Below are 24831 nucleotides of genomic sequence, written 5' to 3' on the forward strand. Positions count from 1 at the left end.
TCGGTCGTCCGTGATCACCGGGAGGCCTGCGGCGGAACGGCCCGTGAATGGATCACGCGATGGGGGTCACTCTTTCGGTGAACTGTTCATGCCAGGGGAATGGGAAACCCAAGGAAGTCCCAAGTGGGCGTTGATTAGGGGCTTTTGGTCCGCTTTCGACAGCGCGCAGAACATTACAGATCGGTTGCGATTGTTGCTGAGCGCTTGCGGTGCCGTTAAGTCGACAAGTCCCCCATTTTGTACGGCAGTTCAGTCACGGCAGTTCAGTCACGACCGGTCAGCCGCGCGGCTTGGCGCCCCGCTCCTTCAGCATCTGCTTCATCGTCGCCAGCTCCGACTGCTGCGCGTCCACCATGCCCTGGGCGAGGCTCTTCTCCACCCCGACGGTGCACTTGGCCACGCACCCCTCGGCCATGTGGATGCCGCCCTTGTGGTGGTCCGTCATCAGCTGGAGGTAGAAGATCTCCGCCTGCCTGCCGTTCAGGGTCCCCAGCTTCTTCAGCTCGGCGTCGGTCGCCATGCCGGGCATCAGCGACCCGTCCCCGCGCTCGGGCATGTCGCCCATGCCCATCCACGACATCGGCGGCTTCGCCGACACCTTCGGCAGGTCCCACAGATCCAGCCAGCCCAGCAGCATGCCCCGCTGGTTGGCCTGCGTCTGCGCGATGTCGTAGGCGAGCCGCCGCACTTCCGTGTTCTTCGTGCGGTCCCGGACGATGTACGACATCTCCACGGCCTGCTGGTGATGGACCGCCATGTCCCGCGCGAACCCCGCGTCCGCCCCGTCCGCGCTCGGAACGCTCGGCCCGCCGCCACCGCCGCCGTCCTCCGCGACCGCGTAGGTGATCGCGCCGGCGGCGACGAGCGCCGCCGCCGCGGTCCCGGCGATCCAGCCGATGTGCCTCTTCACGTCACATCGTCCCGCCGGTGCAGGAGGCACCCGGCTCCGGGGTCTGCTTGCCCTGCACGTACGTCTCGAAGAACTTGCCGACCTTCGGGTCGTCGGCGCTCGTCACGCCCAGCTGGTGCCCCCACGCCGACAGCTCGATCGGCGAGGTCTGGTTCGTGTACGGGCTCATCAGCGAGTACGGCGTCTGCTTCACCTTCGCCGCCAGCGTGTCCACGTCGGACTTCTTCGCCTTGTCGGTGTACGTCACCCAGACCGCGCCGTGCTCCAGGGCGTGCACGGCGTTCTCGTCCTTCACGGCCTTGGTGTAGACGTTGCCGTTGCAGTTGAGCCACACCGGGTTGTGGTTGCCGCCGACCGGCGGGTGCATCGGGTAGTCCACGGTCCCCGTGACATGGGTCCGGGAGAGCTTGCCCGTCCAGGTCCGCACCCCGTCGCTGCCGGTGACGAACTTCCCGGAGTCCCCGGAGCTGCCCTTCGCGTCGCTCGCGCTGTCGCTCTTGCCCGACTGCGAGTGGACGAGCACCACACCACCGACCACCAGACCGGCGACCACCACGACGCTCGCGCCGATCACCAGGATCCGGTTGCGCCGGTCACGCGCCTGCTCGGCACGGCGCATCTCCTCTATGCGTGCCTTGCGCGCTGCGTTGTTGCTCTTCTTGGCGGTAGCCATGGGCCGTGTCCTTCTTGGGGGAAAGGGACGTGGAGGATGGGGCCCGCTGATCGTAATGGGGACGATGGGGCGAGTCGTAGGGAGGGCACAGGAAAGAACCGGAAAGTCCCACGATCCGACAGGAAACCGATAATTTGAATGGCGGATGCGTATTACCTACCCTGGCCGGTATGCGGCTGCTGCGCTCCACCGACCTGGCTCTACGCCTTCTGATGCGGCTCGCCGTCGCGGAGGGGGCCAGTCCCACGACCCGTGAGGTCGCGGCGGACATGGACGTGCCGTACACGCACGCCGCGAAGGTGGTCGCCGAACTCCAGCACCTGGGGCTGGTCGACGCCCGGCGCGGCCGGGGCGGCGGGCTCACGCTGACCGGGAAGGGCCGTACCGCCTCGGTGGGCGCGCTGGTGCGCACCTTCGAGGGCGACGGCGACGTCGTCGACTGCGAGGGCGGCGCCACCCCCTGCCCGCTCCACTCCGGCTGCCGCCTCAGGGGCGCCCTGCGCCGGGCCCAGGAGGCGTTCTTCGCGTCACTGGACCCGGTGACGGTGGCGGACATGGTGGCGGCGCCCACGGGGCCGCTGCTGCTCGGTATTTCCAAGGGGCCGGGGCCGGAGTAGCCCGAGCGGCCCGGTCGCGCCCGCCGCGGCCGAGGGCGGCGCATGGCGCCGACCGCCAAGCGGGGGCCATGACTTGCCCACCGCGAGCCATGCTGTGTTCAAACATTCAACAAAGGGATCTTCGCGCCCGGCAAAGGGCTCTACCCGCATAGATGATCCCGGTGCTGTCATGCTCACGACCGCCCGGAATTCCTGCCGGGCACCGCTCCGGGAGATCCCCCCTCATGCCCCGAATATCCCGCTCCCTGGTCACCGCCCTCTCCTCCCTCGCCCTCGCCGCCGCCGGCCTCACGGTCGCCGCAGGCACCGCACACGCGCAGAGCTGCAGCCAGGACTACCTTCCCCTCCCCGACCCCAGCTGCCAGCCCGGTGACTTCAACCCGGACGTCACCCAGTCCACCATCGACTCCACCATCTGCGTCTCCGGATGGACCGCGACCGTCCGGCCCTCCAGCTCCTACACGACCGCGCTGAAGAAAAAGCAGATCGTCGAGTACGGCTACACGGACACCAGTACCTCGGACTACGAAGAGGACCACTTCCTCCCCCTCGAACTCGGCGGTGCCCCGAAGAGCGAGCTCAACCTCTGGCCCGAGCCGGAGTACGGCACCAAGACCGCCGCCAACAAGGACACCGTCGAGAACAAGCTCAAGAAGGCCGTCTGCGCCGGCACCGTCACCCTCGCCGACGCCCAGGACGCGATCCTCACGGACTGGACGACCGCGCTGTCGAACCTCGGCCTGAGCTGATCCCGTCCGCCCGAGAGGGGGCCGGTCCTCTCCTCCAGGAGTGCCGTCCCCCTCTCGGGAGGCCGCCCGCGCACGCGTACCGCAGGCCGGCGGCCCGCCGCGCGGATCAGGCCGCGGCCGCCGCCAGCCACAGGTCCGGCCCGAAGACCTCGTAGTGGATGTCGGCCGGCGAGACGCCCTTGGCGAGCAGTTGGGTGCGTACCGCGCGCATGAAGGGGAGCGGGCCGCACAGGTACGCGCGCGTGCCGGGCGCGGCCTCGATGCCGGAGAGATCCACCAGCCCGGTGTGGCTGCCCGGACCGGCGTCCCGCTCGTAGAAGAAGCGCACCGTGGCGTCCGGCAGCTTCGCCGCGTACGCCTCGTGGTCGGCGCGCAGGGCGTGGTCGGCGGGGGAGCGGTCGCCGTGGACGACGGTCACCGGGGCGCGGTGGCCGTCGGCCGTGAGCGCGGCCAGCATCGCCACCATGGGGGTCACCCCGATGCCCGCGGAGGCGAGCAGCAGGGGCCGATCGCCGACGCCGTTGCCGCCCACGTTCCCGTTGCCGCCCACGTTCCCGTTCCCGCCCACGCTCCCGCTCTCGTTCCCGGTCCCGGTCCCGGTCTCGTTCTCGCTCCGGCTCTCGCCGAGGACGAGGTCTCCGTACGGCTCCGACAGTTCGAGCAGGTCGCCCACGCGCACGCGCGCGTGCAGGTGACGCGAGACCTCGCCGTCCCGCTTGACGCTGAACTGGCGGACGGGTCCGCCCGGCGCGCCGGAGAGGCTGTACTGGCGTATCTGGCGGGCGCCGTCGGGCAGGGTGACGCCCACGGAGACGTACTGCCCGGCCCGGAAGCCGCGCACCGTCGACCCGCCGTCCGCGGGCCGCACCCGGAAGGTCACGACGTCGGCGGTCTCCACGATCCGCTCGACGACCTCCCAGGGCCGCAGTCCCGTCGCGCCGCTCTCCTCGTACAGCCGCTTCTCGATCGCGGCGAGCGCGTTCGCCATCAGCCAGTAGACCTCGTCCCAGGCGGCCGCGACCTCGGGGGTGACGGCCTCGCCGAGCACCTCGGCGATGGCGGCGAAGAGGTGCTCGTGGACGACGGCGTACTGCTCGGGCGTGACGCCCAGCGAGGCGTGCTTGTGGGCGATGCGGCTCAGCAGGGCGTCGGGTCGCTGGTCCGGGTGGTCCAGCAGGTGCGTGGCGAACCCGGCGATGGACCCGGCGAGGGCCTGCCGCTGGGTGCCGGCGGCCTGGTTGCCGCGGTTGAAGAGGTCGCGCAGCAGCTCGGGGTGGGCGGCGAAGAGGCGGGCGTAGAAGCGCTCGGTGATCTCGCCGATCGCCGCGCCGACGACGGGCAGGGTGGCGCGGACGGTGGCGGCGGACGGCTCGGACAGCATCGGGGCTCCTTGTGGCTCGGCCGAACGGCTCGGTGCTCTGTACGCTATTAAAACTTGCATCTGAGATTCAAATTTAAGGGCCGTGGTGTGCGTCACCGTGGTGTCCGTCACCCGGCCGATGCCCGGGAAACCGGACCGGCCATTACGGATGTCGGTGCGAGCAGGCAAGATGGGCGTCAGGGCAGGACACCTGCCGTACGAGAGCCGTTCAGACCGAGGTCGCTCGCGCGATCAAGGTGCGCAACGCGCATGAAATGCTGTTGTGGTGTGATGCTCAGGTGCCCGACCGCCTCCTGCGGGACAGGGAGACAGGCGGCCTGACCAGCAAGGATGGGGAAGCGGAAGATGGACAAGCAGCAGGAGTTCGTGCTCCGGACCTTGGAGGAGCGCGACATCCGGTTCGTACGCCTGTGGTTCACGGACGTGCTGGGCTTCCTCAAGTCCGTCGCGGTGGCCCCGGCCGAGCTTGAACAGGCCTTCGACGAGGGCATCGGCTTCGACGGCTCCGCGATCGAGGGCTTCGCCCGGGTCTACGAGTCCGACATGATCGCCAAGCCGGATCCGTCCACCTTCCAGGTCCTCCCGTGGCGCGCCGAGGCCCCCGGCACGGCCCGCATGTTCTGCGACATCCTCATGCCGGACGGCTCCCCGTCCTTCGCGGACCCGCGGTACGTGCTGAAGCGCGCCCTGGCCCGCACCTCCGACCTGGGCTTCACCTTCTACACCCACCCGGAGATCGAGTTCTTCCTCCTGAAGGACCGCCCGATGGATGGTTCCCGCCCCACCCCGGCCGACAACTCCGGCTACTTCGACCACACCCCGACCAACGTCGGCATGGACTTCCGCCGCCAGGCGATCACCATGCTGGAGTCGATGGGCATCTCGGTCGAGTTCTCCCACCACGAGGGCGCCCCCGGCCAGCAGGAGATCGACCTGCGCTACGCCGACGCGCTCTCCACGGCCGACAACATCATGACGTTCCGCCTTGTCATGAAGCAGGTGGCGCTGGAGCAGGGCGTCCAGGCGACCTTCATGCCGAAGCCGTTCTCCGAGCACCCCGGCTCCGGCATGCACACCCACCTCTCCCTCTTCGAGGGCGACCGCAACGCGTTCTACGAGTCGGGCGCGGAGTTCCAGCTCTCCAAGGTCGGCCGTTCCTTCATCGCGGGCCTGCTGAAGCACGCGGCGGAGACCGCGGCGGTCACCAACCAGTGGGTGAACTCCTACAAGCGCATCTGGGGCGGCTCCGAGCGCACGGCGGGTGCCGGCGGCGAGGCCCCGTCCTACATCTGCTGGGGCCACAACAACCGCAGCGCCCTGGTCCGCGTCCCGATGTACAAGCCCGGCAAGACGGGCTCGGCGCGCGTCGAGGTCCGCTCCATCGACTCCGGCGCCAACCCGTACCTGGCCTACGCCGTCCTCCTCGCCGCCGGCCTCAAGGGCATCGAGGAGGGCTACGAGCTCCCGCCGGGCGCCGAGGACGACGTCTGGGCCCTCTCCAACGCCGAGCGCCGCGCCATGGGCATCGAGCCCCTCCCGCAGAACCTCGGCGAGGCCCTGACCCTCATGGAGAACAGCGACCTGGTCGCCGACACGCTCGGCGAACACGTCTTCGACTTCTTCCTGCGCAACAAGCGCCAGGAGTGGGAGGAGTACCGCAGCGAGGTCACCGCCTTCGAGCTGCGGAAGAACCTGCCGGTGCTGTAGGGCCCGGGTTCGGCAGGTGTCCTGCCGGGGCGACGAGGGGGGCGACGGTCACGGCCGTCGCCCCCCTCGTGCCGGGCGGGCCGACCCGGGAACCGGTCTGCCGGAGGTCCGGGCGCGCCTACGCTGACGTCGTGACCTCGAACCGGCTCGCCGACGAGCTGCTGCTATGGGCCATGGAACAGAGTGAGGGCAGTCCCGCGCGCTGGATGCGCCTCGGCGCATGGCGGCGGAGTCGTGCTCAGGACGTGCCGTCCGACTCGGAGGCCCGACAGGCCGTCCGCTACCTGGAGACGGACGGCTGGGCCCTCGCGCGGGCCGACGTGGAGTTCGCCCTGACCCCAAAGGGGTGCGCGGAGGGCTTACGGCGGCAGCGCGCCGTCCGCGACATCGTGCAGCGCCTGCACCATGCCGAGAACGCCGTGCTGGTATGGGCTTTCGGCAGCCGTGCGGGGCACGGCGACGCGGTTTCGCTCTCCTCGTTCGTCGGCTCGGAGGCGGGCTGCTTCTGGGGCACTCCGCTGACGGACGCGGAGGCGCAGGAGGCCGCGACCGGTCTCGCGGACCTGGGCCTGATCACGCTGATCGAGGGCCCCGAACACCTGGTGCGGCTCACCTCGCGGGGGGAAGCCTGCGTGAAGTCCCGTGAGCATCCTCGTGCCCACGGCCGTGAGAACCGGCCCCAGATGGTCCAGAACGTCTTCGCGGGAGGCGTGGGCGGTCAGGGGGCCAACGTCGCGCAACACCCCGTGGAGCCCGGTGGTGACGGACGGCCGGCGCCGCGCCGTGGACCGTCCTCGGTCACCACCCGACGCCGGCTGGTGGCGGGCTCCGTCACTCTCGCGCTGGCGGCGGTCGGCATCGGCGTGGCCCTGTGGACGAACCTCCCTTCGACGGGCGCGTCGGCCTCACCCAAGGATCCGAAGAGCTCTTCCTCGCCTCCGCACTCGCCTCCGCCCTCGACGCCGCCCTCGACCCCGACTTCGACCCCGACTTCGACCCCGGCTTCGTCCTCCGACTCGTCCGCGGTTCCGCCCCCGGTCGTGCCCTGTGTGGGCACCTGCCGTGACATCAAACTGGGCGGATCCCGCCAGTTCGACATCGAGACATGGGGTGCCGCGGAGAGCGGGGACCTGGAAGCCGCCACCCAGAACCGGGACGACTACCGGCTTCGCCCGCGCGGCGGAGCCCGTCTCGCCCCGTTCCCCGGAGGCGGGGAGCTGGATGCCGCGCACTGTCCGAAGGACCGGGCCGCGTACTTCACCGACACGATCGCGGCTCCGCCCATGATGCGGTTCTGTCTGTTCACCGCCGAGGGCACACGCGTCATGTTCATGCGTCAGGACGCCTACCTGCCGTACCGCCTGTTCCGCGCCTCGGTGCTGACGCGGTGAGTCAACGGCCCGAACGGGAAAGCCCATTTGAGTGTATTCCGGAGATATGCCGGTCCCTTCGCCCTAACATCGGGCGGTGACAGCGGCGCGTTCGCGGACAACGGGAGACCAGCGGTGAGCGACAACCAGAACCCGGCACCGGTATTCACCCAGAACATCTACCGAGGCGGCACGGGAGCACAGGGAATGGAGGTGACCCAGAACATCGGGGCCGCGCCCGCGGATCTCATGAACCTGGTCCTCCAACTGCGCAACCTCGGCAGCCACCTGCGGGACGACCAGCAGGCCGGGTTCGCCGCGGACGTCGAGATCCTGGAGGACCCGGAGCAGCAGGCGACGCCCAGGCTCGGGGCCTGGCAGCGCATCAAGAACGCGTTGGCGCAGGGCGGCGCGAACGTGGCGACGGCCGGCATCGTCGCCGCCGGCGAGCAGATCGTCTCCTCCCTCACGAACTGACCGGGCACAGCGCGGAGTTCGCGACTCCTCAGGGGATGTACGCCGGTGACACCGCCGAGACGCCGATGCGGTGGGGGGTGCCCGTGCCGTTCGCCGGGATCGTGTACAGGTCGGCGCCGTAGTCGCCCGGGAGGGCGTAGACGAGTGTGCTGTTGTTCTTCCAGACCGCCTGGTCGTCCACGCTGCGCGGCTCGGCGAGGGGGGTTTCGCGCATCGTCCTCAGGTCGAGGACGTACAGGCGCCACGGGGCGTCCTTCGGGAGGCCCTGCACCCGTTTCTTGTACGCGATGCGGGTGCCGTCGGGGGAGAGGGACGGGCATTCGACGTCGGTGTGGAGGGTGGTGACCGTGCGGGTGGTGAGGTCGCCTCGGACCAGGTATGTCGTGCCCTTCGTCGCCAGGGTCGCGTAGAAGGTGGCGTCGTCCGACGCGAACGTCACACCCCAGAAGTTGACGTCCGGGGACCGGTAGGGGCGGCCGTCCCTGATGATCCGGAACGTCTCCAGGGACGGGATCAGGGTGCCCGTGCGGGTGTCGGCGATCGCCGTGCGGGTCGAGAAGTTCGTGCCCGCGTACGAGTCGCCGCCCACGAACGCGGTCCAGGCCGCGTAGTGGCCGGTGGGGGAGACCCGGGCCCGGGACGGGATGCCCGGGACGTCGTAGTGGGCCCGTTCCCTCAGGTGCGCGTCCAGGATCAGGGCCCGGTAGGTGTCCGAGACCGGGCCGTGCACGGCTTGCAGGCAGACGCCGGTGCCGGCGGCCGCGTAGAAGCGCAGGCATTTCACGCCCGACGCGGTGCGCGGGCCGGAGGGGTCGTTGGCCGGGACCGTCGCCAGTTCGTCGCGGTGCGGGCCCCAGGCCATGTTGCGGAAGATCATGCGGCCGGGGGTCGTCAGCGTCACCGTCCCCGGGGTGACCTTCGGGCCGCCCGCCCGGGTGTGGTCGCGGCGCTCCGCACGGGCGGAGGCGTGCAGGACGGAGGCCAGGGCCACGGCCGTCAGGACCGCGAGTGCCGAGAGGAGGACCAGGAGGCGGGAGCGGACGGTCATACTGCGGCCTTTCGGAGGGGTCGGAGCGTGAGGGCGTACGCCGCGCACCCCGCCAGGGCCACCGCCGACACGCTCAGCGCCGTACGGTCGCCCCACAGCGTCCACGCCGCCCCGAACCCCAGTGAGCAGGCGAAACGCGCCGCCGCCTGGCCCGTCTGGACCAGCGCCAGGCCCGACGAGCGCAGCGCCTCGGGGACGCTGTCCGACGCGGCCGCCATCAGGACACCGTCGGTCGCCGCGTAGAACGTGCCGTGCAGGGCCAGCACGGCGTAGGGGAGGGCGGTGCCGTGCCAGGACGTCAGCAGCAGCGCGTACGCGAGCAGCAGGGCCGCGTGACCGGTCAGGAAGACGCGCCAGCGGCCCCAGCGGTCGGCCAGGCGGCCCAGCGGGACGGCCAGGAGGAGGAACGCGGCCGCAGTGCCGAGGGGCAGGAGGGCGAACCAGCGGTCCGGGACCCCGAGCCGGCGTTGCAGCAGCAGGTAGACGAAGGAGTCGCTCACCGTCGCGAGGCCCAGGAGCAGGGCACAGACGGTGATGCGGCGCAGGTCGCGGTCGGCGAGGAGGCCGATTGCCGCGCGCAGGGTGGGGCGCGGGGCTGGGCGCGGGGCCGGGGCCGGGCGCGCGCCGGGAGCGGATGCCTCCGTACGGTCGCCGTCCGGTACGGGCTTCGTGCGGTTGCGGTCCGGTACGGGCTTCGTGCGGTCGCCGTCCGGTACGGGCTTCGTACGGTCGACCCCCGGTACGGCCCCGGCGCGGCCGTCGCCCGGTACGAACAGGACCAGGATCAGCACGCCCAGCACCGCCACGCAGAAGCTCACCGTGAACACCGCGTCGTAGCCGTCCACCGTCGCCCGGAGGATGAGAAACGCGGCCAGGGGGCCGAGCAGGGCGCCCGCCGTGTCCATCGCCCGGTGCACACCGAAGGCGCGGCCCCGGGTCCCGGGGGTGCTGGAGAGCGAGATCAGGGCGTCCCGGGGAGCCGTGCGCAGGCCCTTGCCGGTGCGGTCCGCCGCCAGGATCAGGCCGATGGGGGTGAGGGTGTGGGCGATCAGCAGCAGGGGTTTGCAGAGTGCCGAGAGGGCGTAGCCCGCACCGGCCACCCACTTGTGGCGGCCGCCGCCACGGTCGGCCAGATGGCCGCCGGCCAGGCGTACGACCGCCGAGAAGCCGTTGTAGACGCCGTCGAGGAGACCGAAGCCCAGCGGGGACAGACCCAGGCCCGCCACCAGGTACAGCGGGAGGACCGCCGTGACCATCTCGGAGGACACGTCCGTGACCAGGCTGACGGTGCCGAGGGCGAGGACGGTGGGCGCGATCGTGGTGCGGTACCGCCCGGCCGGTGCGGGCCGGGCGGTACCTGCCACGGACGCCGTCGTCGCGGTGTTCGCGCGGCTGTCCGCTACGTACACGTCAGGACGCCCAGATCCCGGTGATGTCGGACGCGGACGCCGCGTTGCCCGCGTGCGCGCTCAGGCCCTGGCCGTCCTCCAGGGTGCGCAGCAGGTCGTAGTGGTCGTAGGTGGTGGCCGAGGTCGAGCCGGCCGTGACCGGCTGGCCGTACAGGACCGTCGGGATGCGGTTGCCGGCCAGCCGGTTGTCCTCGTCCATGGTGACGACGAGGAGGCTGTTGTGGGTCTTGGCCCAGGTCGCGTACGCGCCCAGGTTGTTCTTCAGCCAGGTGTCACCGGTGGACACCGAGCAGTCGTGCATGTCGCTGCACAGGTTCGGGGTCACGAAGGACAGCTGGGGGAGGGTGGAGTAGTCGGTCGGGAACTGGGCGAACGTCTTCGCGGTCGACGTCGGTACGTTGCTGAAGCCGAACCACGGGTTGTGCTTCTGCGCGTAGTTGCCGCTGCTGCACGTGGTCGAGCCCTGGCTGGGCAGGGTCTCGTTGTAGCTGGCCCAGGTGCGGCCGGCCGCGAGCTGCTCGGAGGCGAGGTTGGCCGCGGAGGAGAAGCCGGGCGTGACGCAGCTGTCGTCGGTGATGCCCTGGGTGGAGCCCGAGAACATCGCGTAGTAGTTGGGCTGGCTCGGGTGGGTCTCGGCGTACATCTGGGTCAGGTTGGCGCCGCCGGAGACCAGCGAGTTGATGTACGGGGCGCTGGAGGAGCCGATGACCTGGCTGTAGGCGTGGTTCTCGAAGACCACGACGATCACGTGGTCCGGGGTCGGTACGGCGCTCGCGGCCTGCGCGGACGTGCCGCCGAGCCCGGTCCACAGACCGATCGCGGCCGCGGTGAAGGCGGTGGCGGAGGCCACCGCCGTACGGGCACGGCGCAGCTTCCCAGAACGTGCGGGACTGCCGGACACATCAACCTCCGGTGCTGGGGAAGGGAGGGACTGGTGGCGGTGCGGACTGAGCATGCACACGCCAATAATCCCCGCCCCGACCGCGCTCGGCCAGACAGATGAAGACCCGATGAACTGCTGGACCGGAAGAGCCTGCTCCCCCTTCGTCCGGCCGAACGGCTCGCCCTTGCCGAAACCGAGGACCCCGCGCGGCGTGACGGCGAAGACCGGGGCCCGCCCCGGCCCGTGGTGGAAGTACCCGTCCGGGTTCCCGGCGAGGTTCGCCGCCTTCCGCTCGTCGAGGCCGGTGGCGAAGTGCGGGGCGCCGTCGTGCCACACCGCGACCGGCGGGGCGACGTGCGGGCGCCCGTCCGGGCGTACCGGCGGGATCCAGAACGGCTCGGACCCCGTCAGGATCCTCTCCGCCCCGGACCGGTCGTGGGCCGTTGTGCCCTCGCTGCTGCAGCGGGCGTCCAGCGTGCCCTCGGGCCCGCGCATGATGCCTCCTCGGGTCGCTCACCGGTACGGACCGCGATCCGGCCGGAAACTCATCGGCGCTCGTGCGGGGGTCTCCGGTTAGGCTCGGGCGGGAACGACCTTGATCCGGAGGGAGGCCGCGGATGACGCCGGGGCGCAGGAGCAGTACCTTCACGCGACTGCTGCGGCACGGCTTCACCGATGCCTCCGCGGCCGAGCGGCTGCTGGACAGCGTCGAGCTGGCCGCCGTACGCGACGATCCGGTGCTCCTCGAAGCCCTGGGCGCCACCGCCGACCCCGACCTCGCCCTGCGCGGCCTGGTACGGCTCCTGGAGGCCCAGCCGGGCCCCACCGCCCGCCGGGAGCTGCTCGACACCCTGATAGCGGCCAAGCCGCTGCGGGACCGCCTGCTGGGCGTGCTCGGCGCCTCCGCCGCCCTCGCCGACCACCTCGCCCGGCACCCGCGCGACTGGGAGGCCCTGGTCACCTACGAGCCCCGCGACCTGCACCCCGGCGTCGCGGAGTTCGAACGCGGGCTCGCCGAGGCCGGCGACCCGGTCGCCCTGCGCGTCGCCTACCGGCGCTGCCTGCTGTCCATCGCCGCCCGGGACGTCTGCGGGACGACCGACGTCGCCCAGACCGCCGCCGAACTCGCCGACCTGGCCACCGCCACCCTGCGCGCCGCCCTCGCCCTCGCCGAGCGTGCCGCGCCCGAGGACGCCGCGGCCTGCCGGCTCGCGGTGATCGCCATGGGCAAGTGCGGCGGCCACGAGCTGAACTACGTCTCCGACGTCGACGTCATCTTCGTCGGCGAGGCCGCCGGCGAGCACGACGAGACCAAGGCCCTGCGGTCGGCCACCAAGCTCGCCTCGCACATGATGCGGATCTGCTCCGAGACCACGGTGGAGGGGTCGATCTGGCCGGTCGACGCCAACCTCCGCCCCGAGGGCCGCAACGGCCCCCTCGTCCGCACCCTCAGCAGCCACCTCGCCTACTACCAGCGCTGGGCCAAGACCTGGGAGTTCCAGGCCCTGCTCAAGGCCCGCCCGGTCGCCGGCGACCTCGGCCTCGGGCAGGACTACGTCGCCGCGCTCGAACCCCTGGTCTGGAAGGCCGCCGAACGCGAGAACTTCGTCGCCGACGTGCAGAAGATGCGCCGGCGCGTGGTGGAGAACATCCCGGCCGCCGAGATCGACCGCGAGCTGAAGCTCGGCCCCGGAGGGCTCAGGGACGTCGAGTTCGCCGTCCAGCTCCTCCAGTTGGTGCACGGCCGGGCCGACGCCTCGCTGCGCTCCGGCACCACCCTCGACGCGCTCCAGGCCCTCGCCGCCGGCGGCTACGTGGGCCGCGCCGACGCCGTCCAGCTCGACGACGCCTACCGCTTCCTGCGCTCCATGGAGCACCGCATCCAGCTCTACCGGCTGCGCCGCACCCACCTGGTCCCCGAGGACGAGGCCGACCTGCGCCGCCTCGGCCGCTCGCTGGGCCTGCGCACCGACCCGGTGACCGAGCTGATCCGCGAGTGGAAGCAGCACACCGGTGTCGTACGACGCCTGCACGAGAAGCTCTTCTACCGCCCGCTGCTCGATGCTGTCGCCCAACTCGCCCCCGGCGAAGCAAGGTTGAGCGCCGAGGCGGCCCGGGAGCGCATGGTGGCCCTCGGCTACGCCGACCCCGCCGCCGCCCTGCGCCACCTGGAGGCCCTCGCCTCCGGCGTCACCCGCAAGGCCGCCATCCAGCGCACCCTGCTGCCCGTCCTGCTGGGCTGGTTCGCCGACTCCGCCGACCCGGACGCGGGCCTGCTGAACTTCCGCAAGGTCTCCGACGCGCTGGGCAAGACCCCTTGGTACCTACGGCTGTTGCGCGACGAGGGCGCCGCCGCCGAGAACCTCGCCCGCGTGCTGTCCGCCGGCCGTCTCGCCCCCGACCTGCTGATGCGCGCCCCGGAGGCGGTGGCCCTGCTGGGCGACGGCGACGGGGGCGGCCTGGAGCCGCGCGGCCGGGCCCAGTTGGAGCAGGAGATCCTCGCCGCCGCGGGCCGCGCCGACAACGCCGAGGACGGGGTGCGGGCGGCGCGCGGCGTGCGCCGCCGGGAGCTGTTCCGGACGGCCGCCGCCGACATCGTGGACTCCTACGGCACCGAGACCAAGCCCGCCGAGGCCGACCAGGGCGCCCTGGTCGACCGGGTCGGCGGCGCGGTCTCCGACCTGACGGCGGCGACCCTGGCGGGGACCCTGCGCGCGGTGGTCCGGGACGGCTGGGGCGACACCCTGCCCACCCGGTTCACCATGATCGGCATGGGCCGGTTCGGGGGGCACGAGCTGGGCTACGGCTCCGACGCCGACGTCCTGTTCGTGCACGAGCCGCAGGAGGGCGTGGACGAACGGGAGGCGGCCGACGCGGCGAACAAGGTGGTCGCCGAGATGCGCCGGCTGCTCCAGGTCCCCAGTGCCGACCCGCCGTTGCTCATCGACGCGGACCTGCGCCCCGAGGGCAAGTCCGGGCCGCTGGTGCGCACGCTCAAGTCCTACGAGGCGTACTACCGCCGGTGGTCCCTGGTCTGGGAGTCTCAGGCCCTGCTGCGCGCCGAACCGGTCGCCGGGGACGAGGAGTTGGGCCGCCGGTTCATCGAGCTGGTCGACCCGCTGCGGTACCCGGCGGAGGGGCTCGGCGAGGACGCGGTACGGGAGATCCGGCGGCTGAAGGCCCGGATGGAGTCCGAGCGGCTGCCGCGCGGCGCCGACCCGAAGCTGCACACCAAGCTGGGGCCGGGCGGGCTGTCCGACGTGGAGTGGACCGTGCAGCTGCTGCAGCTGCGGCACGGGTGGGCCGAGCCGGGGCTGCGCACCACCCGGACCCGTCAGGCGCTGGCGGCGGCGCGGGCGGCGGGGCTGCTGGGGACCGAGGAGGCCGCGATACTGGACGAGGCGTGGGTGCTGGCGACGCGGGTGCGCAACGCCGTGATGCTGGTACGGGGGCGGGCCGGCGACACGTTTCCTTCCGAGAGCCGGGAGTTGGCCGCGGTCGGGCGGTATCTGGGGTACGGGGACGGGCATGCCGGGGACATGCTCGACGCGTACCGGCGGACCGCGCGGCGGGCGAGGACGGTGGTGGAGGAGCTCTTCTACGGGGCTTAGGGGGTGGGGGTTTTCGGGGCGGTCGCCGTGTCGTGCCGGCTGCGGGTGGGTGGGGGCTGGTCGCGCAGTTCCCCGCGCCCCTGGGGCGCGTCAAGCGGGGGCGCGTCAAGCGAGGGTGGCCAGTAGCGTTCTCGCGTGGTTCATGAGGCCCGTCAGGCCTACCTCGAAGGCGCGGTCCGCTCGGCCGTCGGCCACCGCCGCCAGGGCCTCCGCCAGGTGCGGGGTCGGGGTCTCGGCGGTCAGCTCCCACATGGTCTCGGGTGCCGCCAGGTCCAGTGTCGAGCCCAGGATCAGGTTCTCCAGGGCTATCAGCAGCGGCATCACGTCCGCCGGGGCGAAGCCCGCGGCCAGCAGCAGCGTGACCGCGCGCTCGTACTGCTCCAGGACCCGGGGGGCCCGCACCGGCGAGGTCATCAGGAGCGGGATCGTCCTCGGGTGCGCGGCGAACGCGGCCCGGTAGGAACGGGCCCAGGACTCCAGCGCGGTGTCCCAGGGGGCCAGGTCCAGGGTCGCCGGATCGATCGCGGCGGCGACGCGTTCGCGCAGCAGCTCGACGATGCCGTCGCGGCCGTCCACATGGTGATACAGCGAACCGGTCTGTGCACCGAGCCGCCTGGCGATCTGCGGGACGCTGAAGTCGCCCTGCTCGTCCACGAGTTGCAACGCGGTCGTGGTGATCCGCTCCCGGTCGAGGAGCGGGGTGCGCGGCCGTCCCATCGGCGTGTTCTCCCCTGAAGGTGTGAAACGGGGCTTCCCGGATGCCCAGGAGGAGGCTACATTGCCGAAACCGAAAGGCTTTAGATTTACGGGTCCGGGGCAGTCCCTGCCCCGGTAGCGCCGGTCATCCCGCACGCCCGGAACCCTCCCGTCCGTCGCGCTCGAAGGGCTCCTCCCCATGTCCGTCACCGCTCGCGAGGAAAGCACGCCGTCCGTCGCGGCGACCCTCCGCTCCGGCTCGCTCGGCACCGCCGACATCGCCTTCTTCGTCATCTCCGCCGCCGCCCCGCTCACCGTGATGGCCGGCGTCGCCCCGCTCGCAGTCCTGCTCGGCGGCATCGGCGCCCCGGCCGGCTACCTCATCGCCGGCATCACCCTCGCCGTCTTCGCCGTCGGCTTCACCACCATGAGCCGCCACATCAGGAGCGGCGGCGCCTTCTACGCGTACATCACCCGCGGCCTCGGCCGCCCCGTCGGCATCGGCGCCGCGCTCCTCGCCCTCATCGGGTACAACGGCATGGAGATCGGCGTCTACGGCCTGCTCGGCAGCGCCGGGCGGGACACCGCGAAGGCCCTCTTCGGCGTCGACGTCCCCTGGCTGCCGATCGCCCTCGCCGGACTCCTCCTCATCGGCTACGGCGGCTACCGCTCCATCGAGTTCGGCGCCAAGGTGCTCGGCGTACTGCTGGTCGCCGAGACCGGCATCCTGGTCCTGCTCGCGGGCGGGGTGCTGGTCAAGGGCGGCGCACACGGACTGTCCGGCGCCTCCTTCGCACCCGGCCACGTCCTCGTCTCCGGCACCGCGGTCGTCCTCGCCTTCGCCTTCGCCGCCTTCACCGGCTTCGAGTCGACCGTCATCTACCGGCGCGAGGCCCGCGACCCCGAGCGGACGGTCCCGCGCGCCACCTACGTGGCCGTGGCCTTCCTCGGCCTCTTCTACGCCTTCTGCGTGTGGATCGTCATCCAGGCCTTCGGCAACGACGAGGTCATCGCGGCGGCCGCCAAGGACCCCGGCGGCCTGTTCTTCTCCGCCATCACCAGCTACGTCGGCGGCTGGGCGGCCGACCTGATGCACGTCTTCATCGTGACCAGCATCATCGCCTCGCTGCTCGCCTTCCACAACGCGATCAACCGGTACGCCCTCGCCCTCGCCGAGGAGGGCGTCCTGGCGAAGTCGCTGGGCACCGTCCACCCGCGGCACCGCTCCCCGTACACGGCCGGCATCGCGCAGACCGTCCTCGGCCTGGTGGTCGTCGTCGGGTTCTGGGCGGCCGGCGCCGACCCGTACAACCAGCTGCTGCTGTGGGTGAACACGCCCGGGATGATCGGCCTGTTCGCGCTCCAGCTGCTCGCCGCGATCGCCGTGCCCTGCTATTTCCGGAAGGTGCGGCACGACGAGGGCACCCTGCGCACCGTGGTCGCCCCGACCGTCGCCGCCGTGCTGCTCGCCACCGCCATAGGCCTGGTCATCACCCACATCGACCTGTTCACCGGCGCGTCCAGCACGGTGAACACGCTGCTGATCGTCATCGCGCCCGCGGTCTTCGTCGCGGGCCTCGGCCTCGCCTGGTGGCTGCGCCGCGAACGTCCCGCCGTGTACGCGGAGTTCGCGGCGGAGCCCGCCGAATAGCCGTACGGAACGCACGGAACGCACGGAACGAAGGAGTTCACCCCGCCATGACCGCCGCCCCCGACCTGATCCTCACCGGCGCCGAGGTCCGCACCCTCGACCCCGCCCGGCCGTCCGCCACCGCCGTCGCCGTCCGTGACGGGGTGATCGCCGCCGTCGGCGAGGAACGGGAGGTACGCGACTGGCGGGGGCCGGGCACCGAGGTCGTGCACCTGGGCGGCGCCCACCTGGTGCCCGGCCTGGTGGACGCGCACAGCCACCCGGTGTGGGGCCTGGACATGGCGACCGGGGCGGACCTGTCGGGGGTCACCGACCTGGCGGGCCTGAAGGCGGCGCTCGCCGGCGCCGCCCGGACCGACGGCTGGGTGATCGGCTACGGCCTCGACCACAACGCGTTCGGAGGACGGCCGGTGGACCGCGCCCTCGTCGAGGACGTCCTCGACGGCGCGCCCGCCTTCCTACGCCTGTACGACGGCCACTCGGCCCTCGCCACCGGCGCGGCGCTGGCCGCGGCGGGGGTGACGGGCGCGCGGGTCTTCGAGCAGCGGTCCGAGGTCGTCTGCGACGCCGACGGCCGCCCCACCGGGCATCTGGTCGAGCACGCGGCGATGCGGCTGGTCGAGTCGCTGATGCCCCGCCCGTCGTACGCGGCGCGCCGGGAGCGGCTCGTGGAGCTGCTGGGCGCGATGGCCGCGACCGGGCTGACCGGGGCGCATGTCATGGACGCCGGGGACGCGGAACTGGTCGGGGCGGTGGCCGAGGAGACCGTCCTGCCGCTGCGGCTGCGCTTCGCGCCCTGGTGCATGCCGGGGATCGACGCGGCCGGGCTGGCTGAGCTGGTGGCCGCGCAGGGGCGGGGCGGGCGGCACTGGGTGGTCGGCGGGGTCAAGTTCTTCATGGACGGGACCGTGGAAGGGGGCACCGCCTGGCTGGAGCACGCGGACTGCCACGGGCAGGGGACCGCGGCGTTCTGGCCCGACCCGGACGCCTACGCCGCCGCCGTGCGCCACCTGCACGCGGCCGGGGTGCGCACGGCCACGCACGCGATCGGGGACGCGGCGGTACGGCATGTCCTGGACGTGGTGGCGGGGCTGGGCGCGGGTGCCGCGGGCCGGCACCGCGTCGAGCACATCGAGACGGTGCCGGACGCCCTGCTGCCCCGGTTCGCGGAGCTGGGGGTGGCCGCGTCGATGCAGCCGCCGCACACGGCGTACACCCGGGCCGACGGTACGGACGAATGGTCCCGGCGGCTGGGCTCGGCCCGTGCCGGGCGCGCCTGGCGCCTGCGTGACCTGCGGGACGCGGGCGCGACGGTCGCGCTCGGCTCGGACTGGCCGATCGCCCACCACGACGTCCGTGCCGTTCTGGCGACGGCCCGCGCCCCGCGCGGCGCCGCGTCGGTCCGGGCGGGCCTGACCGGCCTGGAGGCACTGGAGGGCTGCACGACCCACGCGGCCCGCGCCGCGGGCGAGGCGGCCGTCGCGGGCCGCGTCGCGGTGGGCTGCCGCGCCGACCTGACGGCGTTCGCCCTGGACCCCGTCGAGTCCCCGGCGGACGAACTGGCGGAGGCACCGGTACGGCTGACGGTGACCGGGGGGTACGTGGTGCACCAGGGGGAGTGAGGTCCGGTGGGCTGAGCGGGGTCCGGCACCGCCGGACTCCGCCGCCGTGGCTGAGCACCGTCGCGGCGGAGAGCAAGGTGAACCGTCGGCTCAGGAACAACCGCCGACCCCGGCACAGAACAACTGCCGGTCTCTTGGATCCGTCGCGGCGGAGAGGAAGGCGGACCGTCGGCTCAGGAACGACCGCGGCCGCTGGCACAGAACAGCGGCCGGTCTCTTGGACCAGCCGTGGCGGAGAGGAAGGCGGACCGTCGGCTCAGGAACGACCGCGGCTGCTGGCACAGAACAGCGGCCGGTCTCTTGGGCCAGCCGCAGCGGTGCTCGGCCACCGCGGTGGCTGTCGGTGGTGCCGAACCCGGCGTACGCCCCGGAACCGAGGTCGGCTCCGGCCGTCCGCAGGGGCCTCGCTCAGCCGCCCGCAGGGCTACGTAGCAAGGTCACCCCCGTCGGCTGCCGGGGCAGGGCGTACGGCAGGGCGCCGTACCACAGCCGTACCACCAGGAAGCCGAAGGCCAGGCACAGGGCGCCGCCCACCGCGTCCAGCCAGAAGTGGTTGGCTGTGGCGACGATGACGAGGAGGGTCGTCGCCGGGTAGACGAGGCCCAGCAGGCGCACCCAGGGGACCGACGCCAGGGCGAAGACCGTCAGGCCGCACCACAGGGACCAGCCGATGTGCATGGACGGCATCGCGGCGTACTGGTTGGACATGTGCTTGAGGTCGCCGGAGGCCATCGAGCCCCAGGTGCGGTGGACCGTCACCGTGTCGACGAAGCCGCCGCCGTTCATCAGACGGGGCGGGGCGAGCGGGAACAGGTAGTAGCCGAGGAGGGCGACGCCCGTCGTGGCGAAGAGGGCGAGCCGGGCCGCCGCGTAGCGGCCGGGATGGCTGCGGTAGAGCCACACCAGCACACCCAGCGTCACCACGAAGTGCAGCGTCGCGTAGTAGTAGTTCATCCCGACGATCAGCCAAGTCGCCGAGTTCACGGCGTGGTTGACCGACTCCTCGACGGCGATCCCCAGCCCGCGCTCGGCCCGCCAGATCCAGTCGGCGTTGCGCAGCGCCTGCGCCCGCTGCTCCGGGACGGCGTTGCGCACGAGCGAGTAGGTCCAGTAACTCACCGCGATGAGGAGGATCTCGAACCAGAGCCGGGGGCGGCGCGGTGTGCGCAGCCGGTGCAGGAACCGCTGGTCGTCCTCGCCCGTGACGGTCCGCGGAAGGGTCTGTTGTGCGCGACCTTCCGGCTCTGTCACGGTCGAGTCACTCATAGGCACAGAGTCTGCCAGAAAAGACGTCTACGGCAGATCATCCCAAGGTCGGGTTCACGGTGCATGTCCTACGGCGGGGCGACTACTTCCCGGGTACTGCCGCCGTTGAACCGCGTACCACGAGCTCCGGCATGAAAACGAACTCGCTGTGCGGGGCCGGCGTACCGCCGATCTCCTCCAGCAGGGTGCGCACCGCGGCCTGGCCCATCGCGGGGACCGGCTTGCGGATGGTGGTGAGCGGCGGGTCGGTGAAGGCGATCAGGGGGGAGTCGTCGAAGCCGACCACGGAGACGTCCCGGGGGACGTCGAGGCCGCGCTGCCGTACGGCCCGTATCGCGCCCAGGGCCATCATGTCGCTGGCGCACACGATCGCCGTGCAGTCCCGGTCGATCAGCGCGCTGGTGGCCGCCTGGCCGCCCTCCAGGGTGTAGAGGGAGTGCTGTACGAGCTGCGTCTCGACGGCGTCCGCGGCGAGGCCCAACTGGTCCTGCATCGCCCGCACGAACCCCTCGATCTTGCGCTGCACGGGGACGAAGCGCTTGGGGCCGAGGGCGAGCCCGATCCGGGTGTGGCCGAGGGAGACGAGGTGGGTGACGGCCAGCGTCATCGCCGCCCGGTCGTCGGGGGAGATGAACGGCGCCTGCACCTTCGGCGAGAAGCCGTCCACCAGGACGTACGGCACGCCCTGCGCCCGCAGCCGCTCGTAGCGCTGCATGTCGGCCGTGGTGTCCGCGTGCAGGCCGGAGACGTAGATGATCCCGGCGACCCCGCGGTCCACCAGCATCTCGGTCAGCTCGTCCTCGGTGGACCCGCCGGGCGTCTGGGTGGCGAGCACGGGGGTGTAGCCCTGCCGGGTCAGGGCCTGCCCGATGACCTGCGCCAGGGCCGGGAATATCGGGTTCTCCAGCTCGGGGGTGATCAGCCCCACCAGGCCCTCGCTGCGCTGCCGCAGCCGTACCGGACGCTCGTAGCCGAGGACGTCGAGGGCGGCGAGCACGGACTGGCGGGTGGTGGCCGCGACGCCGGGCTTCCCGTTCAGGACCCGGCTCACCGTCGCCTCGCTCACCCCCGCCTGCGCTGCGATGTCGGCAAGCCGTGTGGTCACGGCACCGGACTGTACCGGCCGTATCGTCATCGCGGTCCCTCTGTTCTGGTCGGCGCTCCTGGTCCCGCAAGGGGATGATTCCCGTGCGGGAGACGGATGGCAAGAGCTTGCAGAGTCTTGCACAACCGGGGCAGGCCCCGCTCAGCCCCGTACGGCAGGGGTCTCGGGGCGGTCGATAGGGGGTCACGGCGGCATAACGTCCGCAGCCTCTTGCACTTTTTTGCTGCAAGGTCTTTCGCAAGGCTTACATCGCTGTTACGTTCCCTGACGCCCGGCCACGGCAACGGCGCGTCGGCAGCACAACGGGCTTTCACCCTCAAGGAGAACTCATGCGGCGTGGCATAGCGGCCTCCGCGCTGGTGGCGTCCCTCGCCCTCACGGCGACGGCGTGCGGCGGGAGCGGCAGCGACAGCAAGTCGGACGGCCCGGTCACCATCACGTGGTGGGACACCTCCAACGCCACCAATGAGGCACCGACGTACCAGGCCTTGATCAAGGAGTTCGAGGCCGCGAACAAGGACATCAAGGTCAAGTACGTCAACGTCCAGTTCGACCAGGCACAGAACAAGTTCGACACGGCCGCCCAGTCCGGCAAGGGCGCCCCCGACGTGCTGCGCTCCGAGGTCGGCTGGACCCCCGCCTTCGCCAAGGCCGGCTACTTCGTGCCGCTGGACGGCACCGCCGCCCTCGCCGACAAGGACAAGTTCCAGTCCAGCCTGATCACCCAGGCCCAGTACGAGGGCAAGACCTACGGCGTCCCGCTGGTCACCGACACCCTGGCCCTCGTATACAACAAGGCCCTGCTGAAGAAGGCCGGCATCACCGCGGCCCCCACCAGCTGGGACCAGGTCAAGGCCGACGCCGCCAAGATCCAGGACAAGACGAAGACCACCGGCTACTGGGGTCCCGAGGCCGCGTACTACACCCAGCCCTTCCTCTACGGCGAGGGCACCGACATGGTCGACGCCTCCGCCAAGAAGATCACCATCACCTCGGCGGCGGCCGAGAAGGGCTACCAGACCTGGCTGGACCTCTACTCCGGCAAGGGGCTGCACAAGGCCGACGTCACCGCCGACGCCTACGCCCACCGCCAGGACGCCTTCGTCAACGGCAAGGTCGCCATGACCATCGAGGGCCCCTGGGAGATCACCAACTTCTACAAGGGCTCCGCGTTCAGCGACAAGTCCAACCTCGGCATCGCCACCGTCCCGGCCGGCTCCACCGGCAAGGCGGGCGCCCCGACCGGCGGCCACAACCTCTCGATCTACGCCGGCATCGACAAGGCCCACCAGGCCGCCTCCGAGAAGTTCGTCGCCTTCATGACCTCCGCGAAGTCCCAGACGGAGATCGCCCTGAAGAACTCCACCCTGCCGACCCGCTCCGACGCCTACACCGCCGAGGTCAAGGCAGACCCGGGCATCGCCGGCTACCAGGCCGTCCTCTCCTCCGCCCAGCCGCGCCCGGCGCTCGCCGAGTACTCCTCCCTGTGGGGTCCGGTCGGCACCGAGCTCACCAAGATCGCCGGTGGCAAGGAGTCCCTGGACAAGGGCCTGAGCACCGCCGAACTCGGGATCGAGAAGCTCGTCCCCGACTTCAGCAAGTAAGCCCCCGGCGGCCGCCGGAGCGCCCTGTTCAGGGGAGCGCTCCGGCGGCCACCGGCCTGTGTCCAGCCCGATCCCGGCAAACCCAGAAGGTGTCGAACCATGACAGTCGCCATCGACCGCGCCACCGGCAGACGCCACGGTGACCGCGCGCCCCGCCCCGGGCTGGGCCGGCGGATCCGCAACGGCTACCGGAAGTACTGGTACGCCTACGCGATGATCGCCCCCGTGGCCGTCGTCCTCGGGGCGCTCGTCATCTACCCGTTGGTGTACGGCTTCTACCTGACGCTGACGGACGCCAACAGCCTCAACACCGCCCGCACCATCGGCGTCAACCACATCGACGCCACCTACAAGTTCATCGGCCTGGACAACTACAAGGACATCCTGTTCGGCCCGACGTCCTACGACCGCTTCTGGTCCCACTTCCTCTGGACGATCGTCTGGACCGCGCTCTGCGTCACCCTGCACTACACGATCGGCCTCGGCCTCGCCCTGCTGCTCAACGAGAAGTTCCGCGGCCGCACCTTCTACCGCATGGTCCTGGTGCTGCCCTGGGCGGTCCCGACCTTCGTCACCGTCTTCGGCTGGCGGTTCATGCTCGCCGACGGCGGCATCATCAACGCGACCCTGCACTTCCTCCATCTGCCGCAACCCGACTGGCTGGAGGACACGTTCTGGCAGCGGGCCGCCGCGATCCTCGTCAACACCTGGTGCGGTGTGCCGTTCATGATGCTCTCGCTGCTCGGCGGCCTCCAGGCCATCGACGGCACGCTGTACGAGGCCGCCGAGATGGACGGCGCGAGCGCCTGGCAGCGCTTCCGGTACGTCACCCTGCCGGGGCTGAGGTCCGTCAGCTCCACCGTCGTGCTCCTCGGCATCATCTGGACGTTCAACCAGTTCGCCGTCATCTTCCTGCTGTTCGGCAACACCGCCCCCGACGCGCAGATCCTGGTCACCTGGGCCTACTACCTCGGCTTCGGACAGCAGCCGCGCGACTTCGCCCAGTCCGCCGCCTACGGCATGCTGCTGCTGGCGATCCTGATCGTCTTCACCTCCTTCTACCGCCGCTGGCTCAACCGCAACGACCAGCAGCTCGCGATCTGAGGACGGAGTTCCCATGAGTACGACCACTGCCCAGACCTCCGTCCAGGTCGCCGAGGAGGCCCCCGTGACGACCACCCGCCGAGTCCCCCGCAGGGGCGAGCGCGGCCCGCTCGGCAGCGCCGTCATCCACGGTGTCCTCGGCATCGCGAGCGTGATCGCGTTCTTCCCGGTCGGCTGGCTGATCTTCCTCTCCCTCGGCCCGGACAAGGACGACTACCTGCACCCGAGCGGCATCTGGCACAAGATGACGCTGGACAACTACTCCTTCGTCCTGCGGCACACCGGTTTCTGGAACTGGTTCGAGACGACGATGATCGTCGTCGGCGGTACCACCGTCATCGGCCTGATCCTCGCCTCCACCACCGGCTACGCGGTCTCCCGGATGCGCTTCCCCGGCTACCGGAAGTTCATGTGGCTGCTGCTGCTCACCCAGATGTTCCCGATCGCCGTGCTGATCGTGCCGATGTACCAGATCCTGTCGCGGCTCGGCCTCATCGACAGCTACCTCGGTCTGATCCTCGTGTACTGCACGACGGTGGTGCCGTACACGGGCTGGCTGCTCAAGGGGTACTTCGACACGATCCCCTTCGAGATCGACGAGGCCGGCCGCGTCGACGGGCTCTCGCCCTTCGGCACCTTCGCCCGGCTGATCCTGCCGCTCGCCAAGCCCGGCCTCGCGGTCGCCGCGTTCTACAACTTCCTCACCGCCTTCGGCGAGGTCGCCTTCGCCTCCACGTTCATGCTCAGCGACGACAAGTACACGTTCGCCGTGGGCCTGCAGAGCTTCATCAGTGAGCACGACGCACAGCGCAACCTGATGACCGCGACGGCGGTGCTGATCGCGATACCGGTGGCCGTGTTCTTCTACCTCGTGCAGAAGAACCTGGTGACCGGCCTCACCGCCGGCGGTACCAAGGGCTGACGCCGGTTTAGAAGCGCCCCGCAAGG

20 protein-coding genes are annotated in these 24831 nt (G+C 71.3%); 11 read left to right on the forward strand and 9 right to left on the reverse strand.

Annotation, left to right across the window (positions count from 1 at the left end; translation table 11 throughout):
- Positions 1–277: 277 nt before the first annotated feature.
- Together IEZ11_RS00935 and IEZ11_RS00940 are read right to left on the reverse strand one after the other, a co-directional pair.
- On the reverse strand, positions 278–910 hold the full coding sequence (locus IEZ11_RS00935) for a DUF305 domain-containing protein (protein WP_189260567.1): 633 nt from the start codon (positions 908–910) through the stop codon (positions 278–280).
- Position 911: 1 nt separating this feature from the next.
- Positions 912–1583 (reverse strand): thioredoxin-like domain-containing protein, encoded by a 672-nt coding sequence (locus IEZ11_RS00940; protein ID WP_189260568.1) that lies wholly within the window; start codon positions 1581–1583, stop codon positions 912–914.
- A gap of 170 nt (positions 1584–1753) precedes the next feature.
- On the opposite strand from IEZ11_RS00940, the gene IEZ11_RS00945 reads away from it, so the two are divergent.
- The gene (locus IEZ11_RS00945) at positions 1754–2200 is read left to right on the forward strand and encodes an Rrf2 family transcriptional regulator (RefSeq protein ID WP_189260569.1); all 447 of its coding nucleotides are present in this window, start codon (positions 1754–1756) and stop codon (positions 2198–2200) included.
- Between the two features lie 224 nt (positions 2201–2424).
- Positions 2425–2949 (forward strand): hypothetical protein, encoded by a 525-nt coding sequence (locus tag IEZ11_RS00950; protein WP_189260570.1) that lies wholly within the window; start codon positions 2425–2427, stop codon positions 2947–2949.
- A 106-nt stretch (positions 2950–3055) separates the two neighbouring features.
- Here IEZ11_RS00950 and IEZ11_RS00955 read toward each other — a convergent pair whose 3' ends face one another.
- Positions 3056–4330, reverse strand: coding sequence for a globin domain-containing protein (locus IEZ11_RS00955; RefSeq protein WP_189260571.1), 1275 nt, complete (start codon positions 4328–4330; stop codon positions 3056–3058).
- 345 nt (positions 4331–4675) lie between these two features.
- Here IEZ11_RS00955 and glnA2 point away from each other — a divergent pair, with 345 nt between their 5' ends.
- The 3 genes from glnA2 to IEZ11_RS00970 all read left to right on the forward strand — a co-directional run bounded on the left by glnA2 (position 4676) and on the right by IEZ11_RS00970 (position 7884).
- A complete protein-coding gene (gene glnA2, locus IEZ11_RS00960; RefSeq protein ID WP_189260572.1) occupies positions 4676–6037 on the forward strand; it encodes a gamma-glutamylpolyamine synthetase GlnA2 in 1362 nt (453 codons plus the stop codon).
- A gap of 131 nt (positions 6038–6168) precedes the next feature.
- Positions 6169–7428, forward strand: a complete 1260-nt coding sequence (locus IEZ11_RS00965; protein WP_189260573.1) for a hypothetical protein — start codon at positions 6169–6171, stop codon at positions 7426–7428.
- 114 nt (positions 7429–7542) lie between these two features.
- Complete coding sequence (locus IEZ11_RS00970; protein ID WP_189260574.1) at positions 7543–7884, forward strand: hypothetical protein; 342 nt, start codon at positions 7543–7545, stop codon at positions 7882–7884.
- A 28-nt stretch (positions 7885–7912) separates the two neighbouring features.
- Here IEZ11_RS00970 and IEZ11_RS00975 read toward each other — a convergent pair whose 3' ends face one another.
- From IEZ11_RS00975 to IEZ11_RS00985, 3 genes are read right to left on the reverse strand one after another with little or no spacing between them, the layout of a single operon-like run.
- Positions 7913–8932, reverse strand: a complete 1020-nt coding sequence (locus tag IEZ11_RS00975) for a TolB-like translocation protein (protein ID WP_189260575.1) — start codon at positions 8930–8932, stop codon at positions 7913–7915.
- Positions 8929–10341: an MFS transporter gene (locus IEZ11_RS00980; RefSeq protein WP_189260576.1), complete on the reverse strand. Its 1413-nt coding sequence runs from the start codon at positions 10339–10341 to the stop codon at positions 8929–8931. Before IEZ11_RS00980 ends, IEZ11_RS00975 begins: the two co-directional genes overlap by 4 nt.
- Position 10342: 1 nt before the next feature.
- On the reverse strand, positions 10343–11242 hold the full coding sequence (locus IEZ11_RS00985; RefSeq protein WP_229712784.1) for an alkaline phosphatase family protein: 900 nt from the start codon (positions 11240–11242) through the stop codon (positions 10343–10345).
- Positions 11243–11841: 599 nt separating this feature from the next.
- Between IEZ11_RS00985 and IEZ11_RS00990 the strand changes: the two genes are divergently transcribed.
- Entirely contained in the window at positions 11842–14835 is a 2994-nt protein-coding gene (locus tag IEZ11_RS00990) for a bifunctional [glutamine synthetase] adenylyltransferase/[glutamine synthetase]-adenylyl-L-tyrosine phosphorylase (RefSeq protein ID WP_189260578.1), read from the forward strand.
- A 105-nt stretch (positions 14836–14940) separates the two neighbouring features.
- Here IEZ11_RS00990 and IEZ11_RS00995 read toward each other — a convergent pair whose 3' ends face one another.
- Positions 14941–15552: a TetR/AcrR family transcriptional regulator gene (locus IEZ11_RS00995; protein ID WP_189260579.1), complete on the reverse strand. Its 612-nt coding sequence runs from the start codon at positions 15550–15552 to the stop codon at positions 14941–14943.
- 178 nt (positions 15553–15730) lie between these two features.
- Here IEZ11_RS00995 and IEZ11_RS01000 point away from each other — a divergent pair, with 178 nt between their 5' ends.
- The gene (locus IEZ11_RS01000) at positions 15731–17182 is read left to right on the forward strand and encodes an APC family permease (protein WP_189260580.1); all 1452 of its coding nucleotides are present in this window, start codon (positions 15731–15733) and stop codon (positions 17180–17182) included.
- A gap of 47 nt (positions 17183–17229) precedes the next feature.
- Positions 17230–18804, forward strand: coding sequence for an amidohydrolase (locus IEZ11_RS01005; protein ID WP_189260581.1), 1575 nt, complete (start codon positions 17230–17232; stop codon positions 18802–18804).
- A 408-nt stretch (positions 18805–19212) separates the two neighbouring features.
- On the opposite strand, the gene IEZ11_RS01010 is transcribed toward IEZ11_RS01005, so the two are convergent.
- Together IEZ11_RS01010 and IEZ11_RS01015 are read right to left on the reverse strand one after the other, a co-directional pair.
- Positions 19213–20070 (reverse strand): phosphatase PAP2 family protein, encoded by an 858-nt coding sequence (locus tag IEZ11_RS01010; protein WP_189260582.1) that lies wholly within the window; start codon positions 20068–20070, stop codon positions 19213–19215.
- 82 nt (positions 20071–20152) lie between these two features.
- On the reverse strand, positions 20153–21175 hold the full coding sequence (locus tag IEZ11_RS01015; RefSeq protein WP_268239893.1) for a LacI family DNA-binding transcriptional regulator: 1023 nt from the start codon (positions 21173–21175) through the stop codon (positions 20153–20155).
- Positions 21176–21504: 329 nt separating this feature from the next.
- Between IEZ11_RS01015 and IEZ11_RS01020 the strand changes: the two genes are divergently transcribed.
- From IEZ11_RS01020 to IEZ11_RS01030, 3 genes are all read left to right on the forward strand, one after another.
- Complete coding sequence (locus IEZ11_RS01020; protein WP_189260584.1) at positions 21505–22779, forward strand: extracellular solute-binding protein; 1275 nt, start codon at positions 21505–21507, stop codon at positions 22777–22779.
- A 99-nt stretch (positions 22780–22878) separates the two neighbouring features.
- Positions 22879–23883: a carbohydrate ABC transporter permease gene (locus IEZ11_RS01025; RefSeq protein ID WP_189260585.1), complete on the forward strand. Its 1005-nt coding sequence runs from the start codon at positions 22879–22881 to the stop codon at positions 23881–23883.
- A 13-nt stretch (positions 23884–23896) separates the two neighbouring features.
- Positions 23897–24805 (forward strand): sugar ABC transporter permease, encoded by a 909-nt coding sequence (locus tag IEZ11_RS01030; RefSeq protein WP_189260586.1) that lies wholly within the window; start codon positions 23897–23899, stop codon positions 24803–24805.
- Positions 24806–24831 lie beyond the last annotated feature (26 nt).

It is taken from the genome of Streptomyces fuscichromogenes (assembly GCF_014645815.1).
Taxonomy (GTDB): domain Bacteria; phylum Actinomycetota; class Actinomycetes; order Streptomycetales; family Streptomycetaceae; genus Streptomyces; species Streptomyces fuscichromogenes.

Bases quoted from the DNA above. Each gene is read 5' to 3' on its own strand.
- IEZ11_RS00945 (WP_189260569.1), top strand. From the start codon at position 1,754: ATGCGGCTGCTGCGCTCCACCGACCTGGCTCTACGCCTTCTGATGCGG.
- IEZ11_RS01000 (WP_189260580.1), top strand. From the start codon at position 15,731: ATGTCCGTCACCGCTCGCGAGGAAAGCACGCCGTCCGTCGCGGCGACC.
- IEZ11_RS00995 (WP_189260579.1), bottom strand. From the start codon at position 15,552: ATGGGACGGCCGCGCACCCCGCTCCTCGACCGGGAGCGGATCACCACG.
- IEZ11_RS00940 (WP_189260568.1), bottom strand. From the start codon at position 1,583: ATGGCTACCGCCAAGAAGAGCAACAACGCAGCGCGCAAGGCACGCATA.
- IEZ11_RS00975 (WP_189260575.1), bottom strand. From the start codon at position 8,932: ATGACCGTCCGCTCCCGCCTCCTGGTCCTCCTCTCGGCACTCGCGGTC.
- glnA2 (WP_189260572.1), top strand. From the start codon at position 4,676: ATGGACAAGCAGCAGGAGTTCGTGCTCCGGACCTTGGAGGAGCGCGAC.
- IEZ11_RS00950 (WP_189260570.1), top strand. From the start codon at position 2,425: ATGCCCCGAATATCCCGCTCCCTGGTCACCGCCCTCTCCTCCCTCGCC.
- IEZ11_RS01030 (WP_189260586.1), top strand. From the start codon at position 23,897: ATGAGTACGACCACTGCCCAGACCTCCGTCCAGGTCGCCGAGGAGGCC.
- IEZ11_RS01025 (WP_189260585.1), top strand. From the start codon at position 22,879: ATGACAGTCGCCATCGACCGCGCCACCGGCAGACGCCACGGTGACCGC.
- IEZ11_RS01010 (WP_189260582.1), bottom strand. From the start codon at position 20,070: ATGAGTGACTCGACCGTGACAGAGCCGGAAGGTCGCGCACAACAGACC.
- IEZ11_RS01005 (WP_189260581.1), top strand. From the start codon at position 17,230: ATGACCGCCGCCCCCGACCTGATCCTCACCGGCGCCGAGGTCCGCACC.
- IEZ11_RS00955 (WP_189260571.1), bottom strand. From the start codon at position 4,330: ATGCTGTCCGAGCCGTCCGCCGCCACCGTCCGCGCCACCCTGCCCGTC.
- IEZ11_RS01020 (WP_189260584.1), top strand. From the start codon at position 21,505: ATGCGGCGTGGCATAGCGGCCTCCGCGCTGGTGGCGTCCCTCGCCCTC.
- IEZ11_RS00990 (WP_189260578.1), top strand. From the start codon at position 11,842: ATGACGCCGGGGCGCAGGAGCAGTACCTTCACGCGACTGCTGCGGCAC.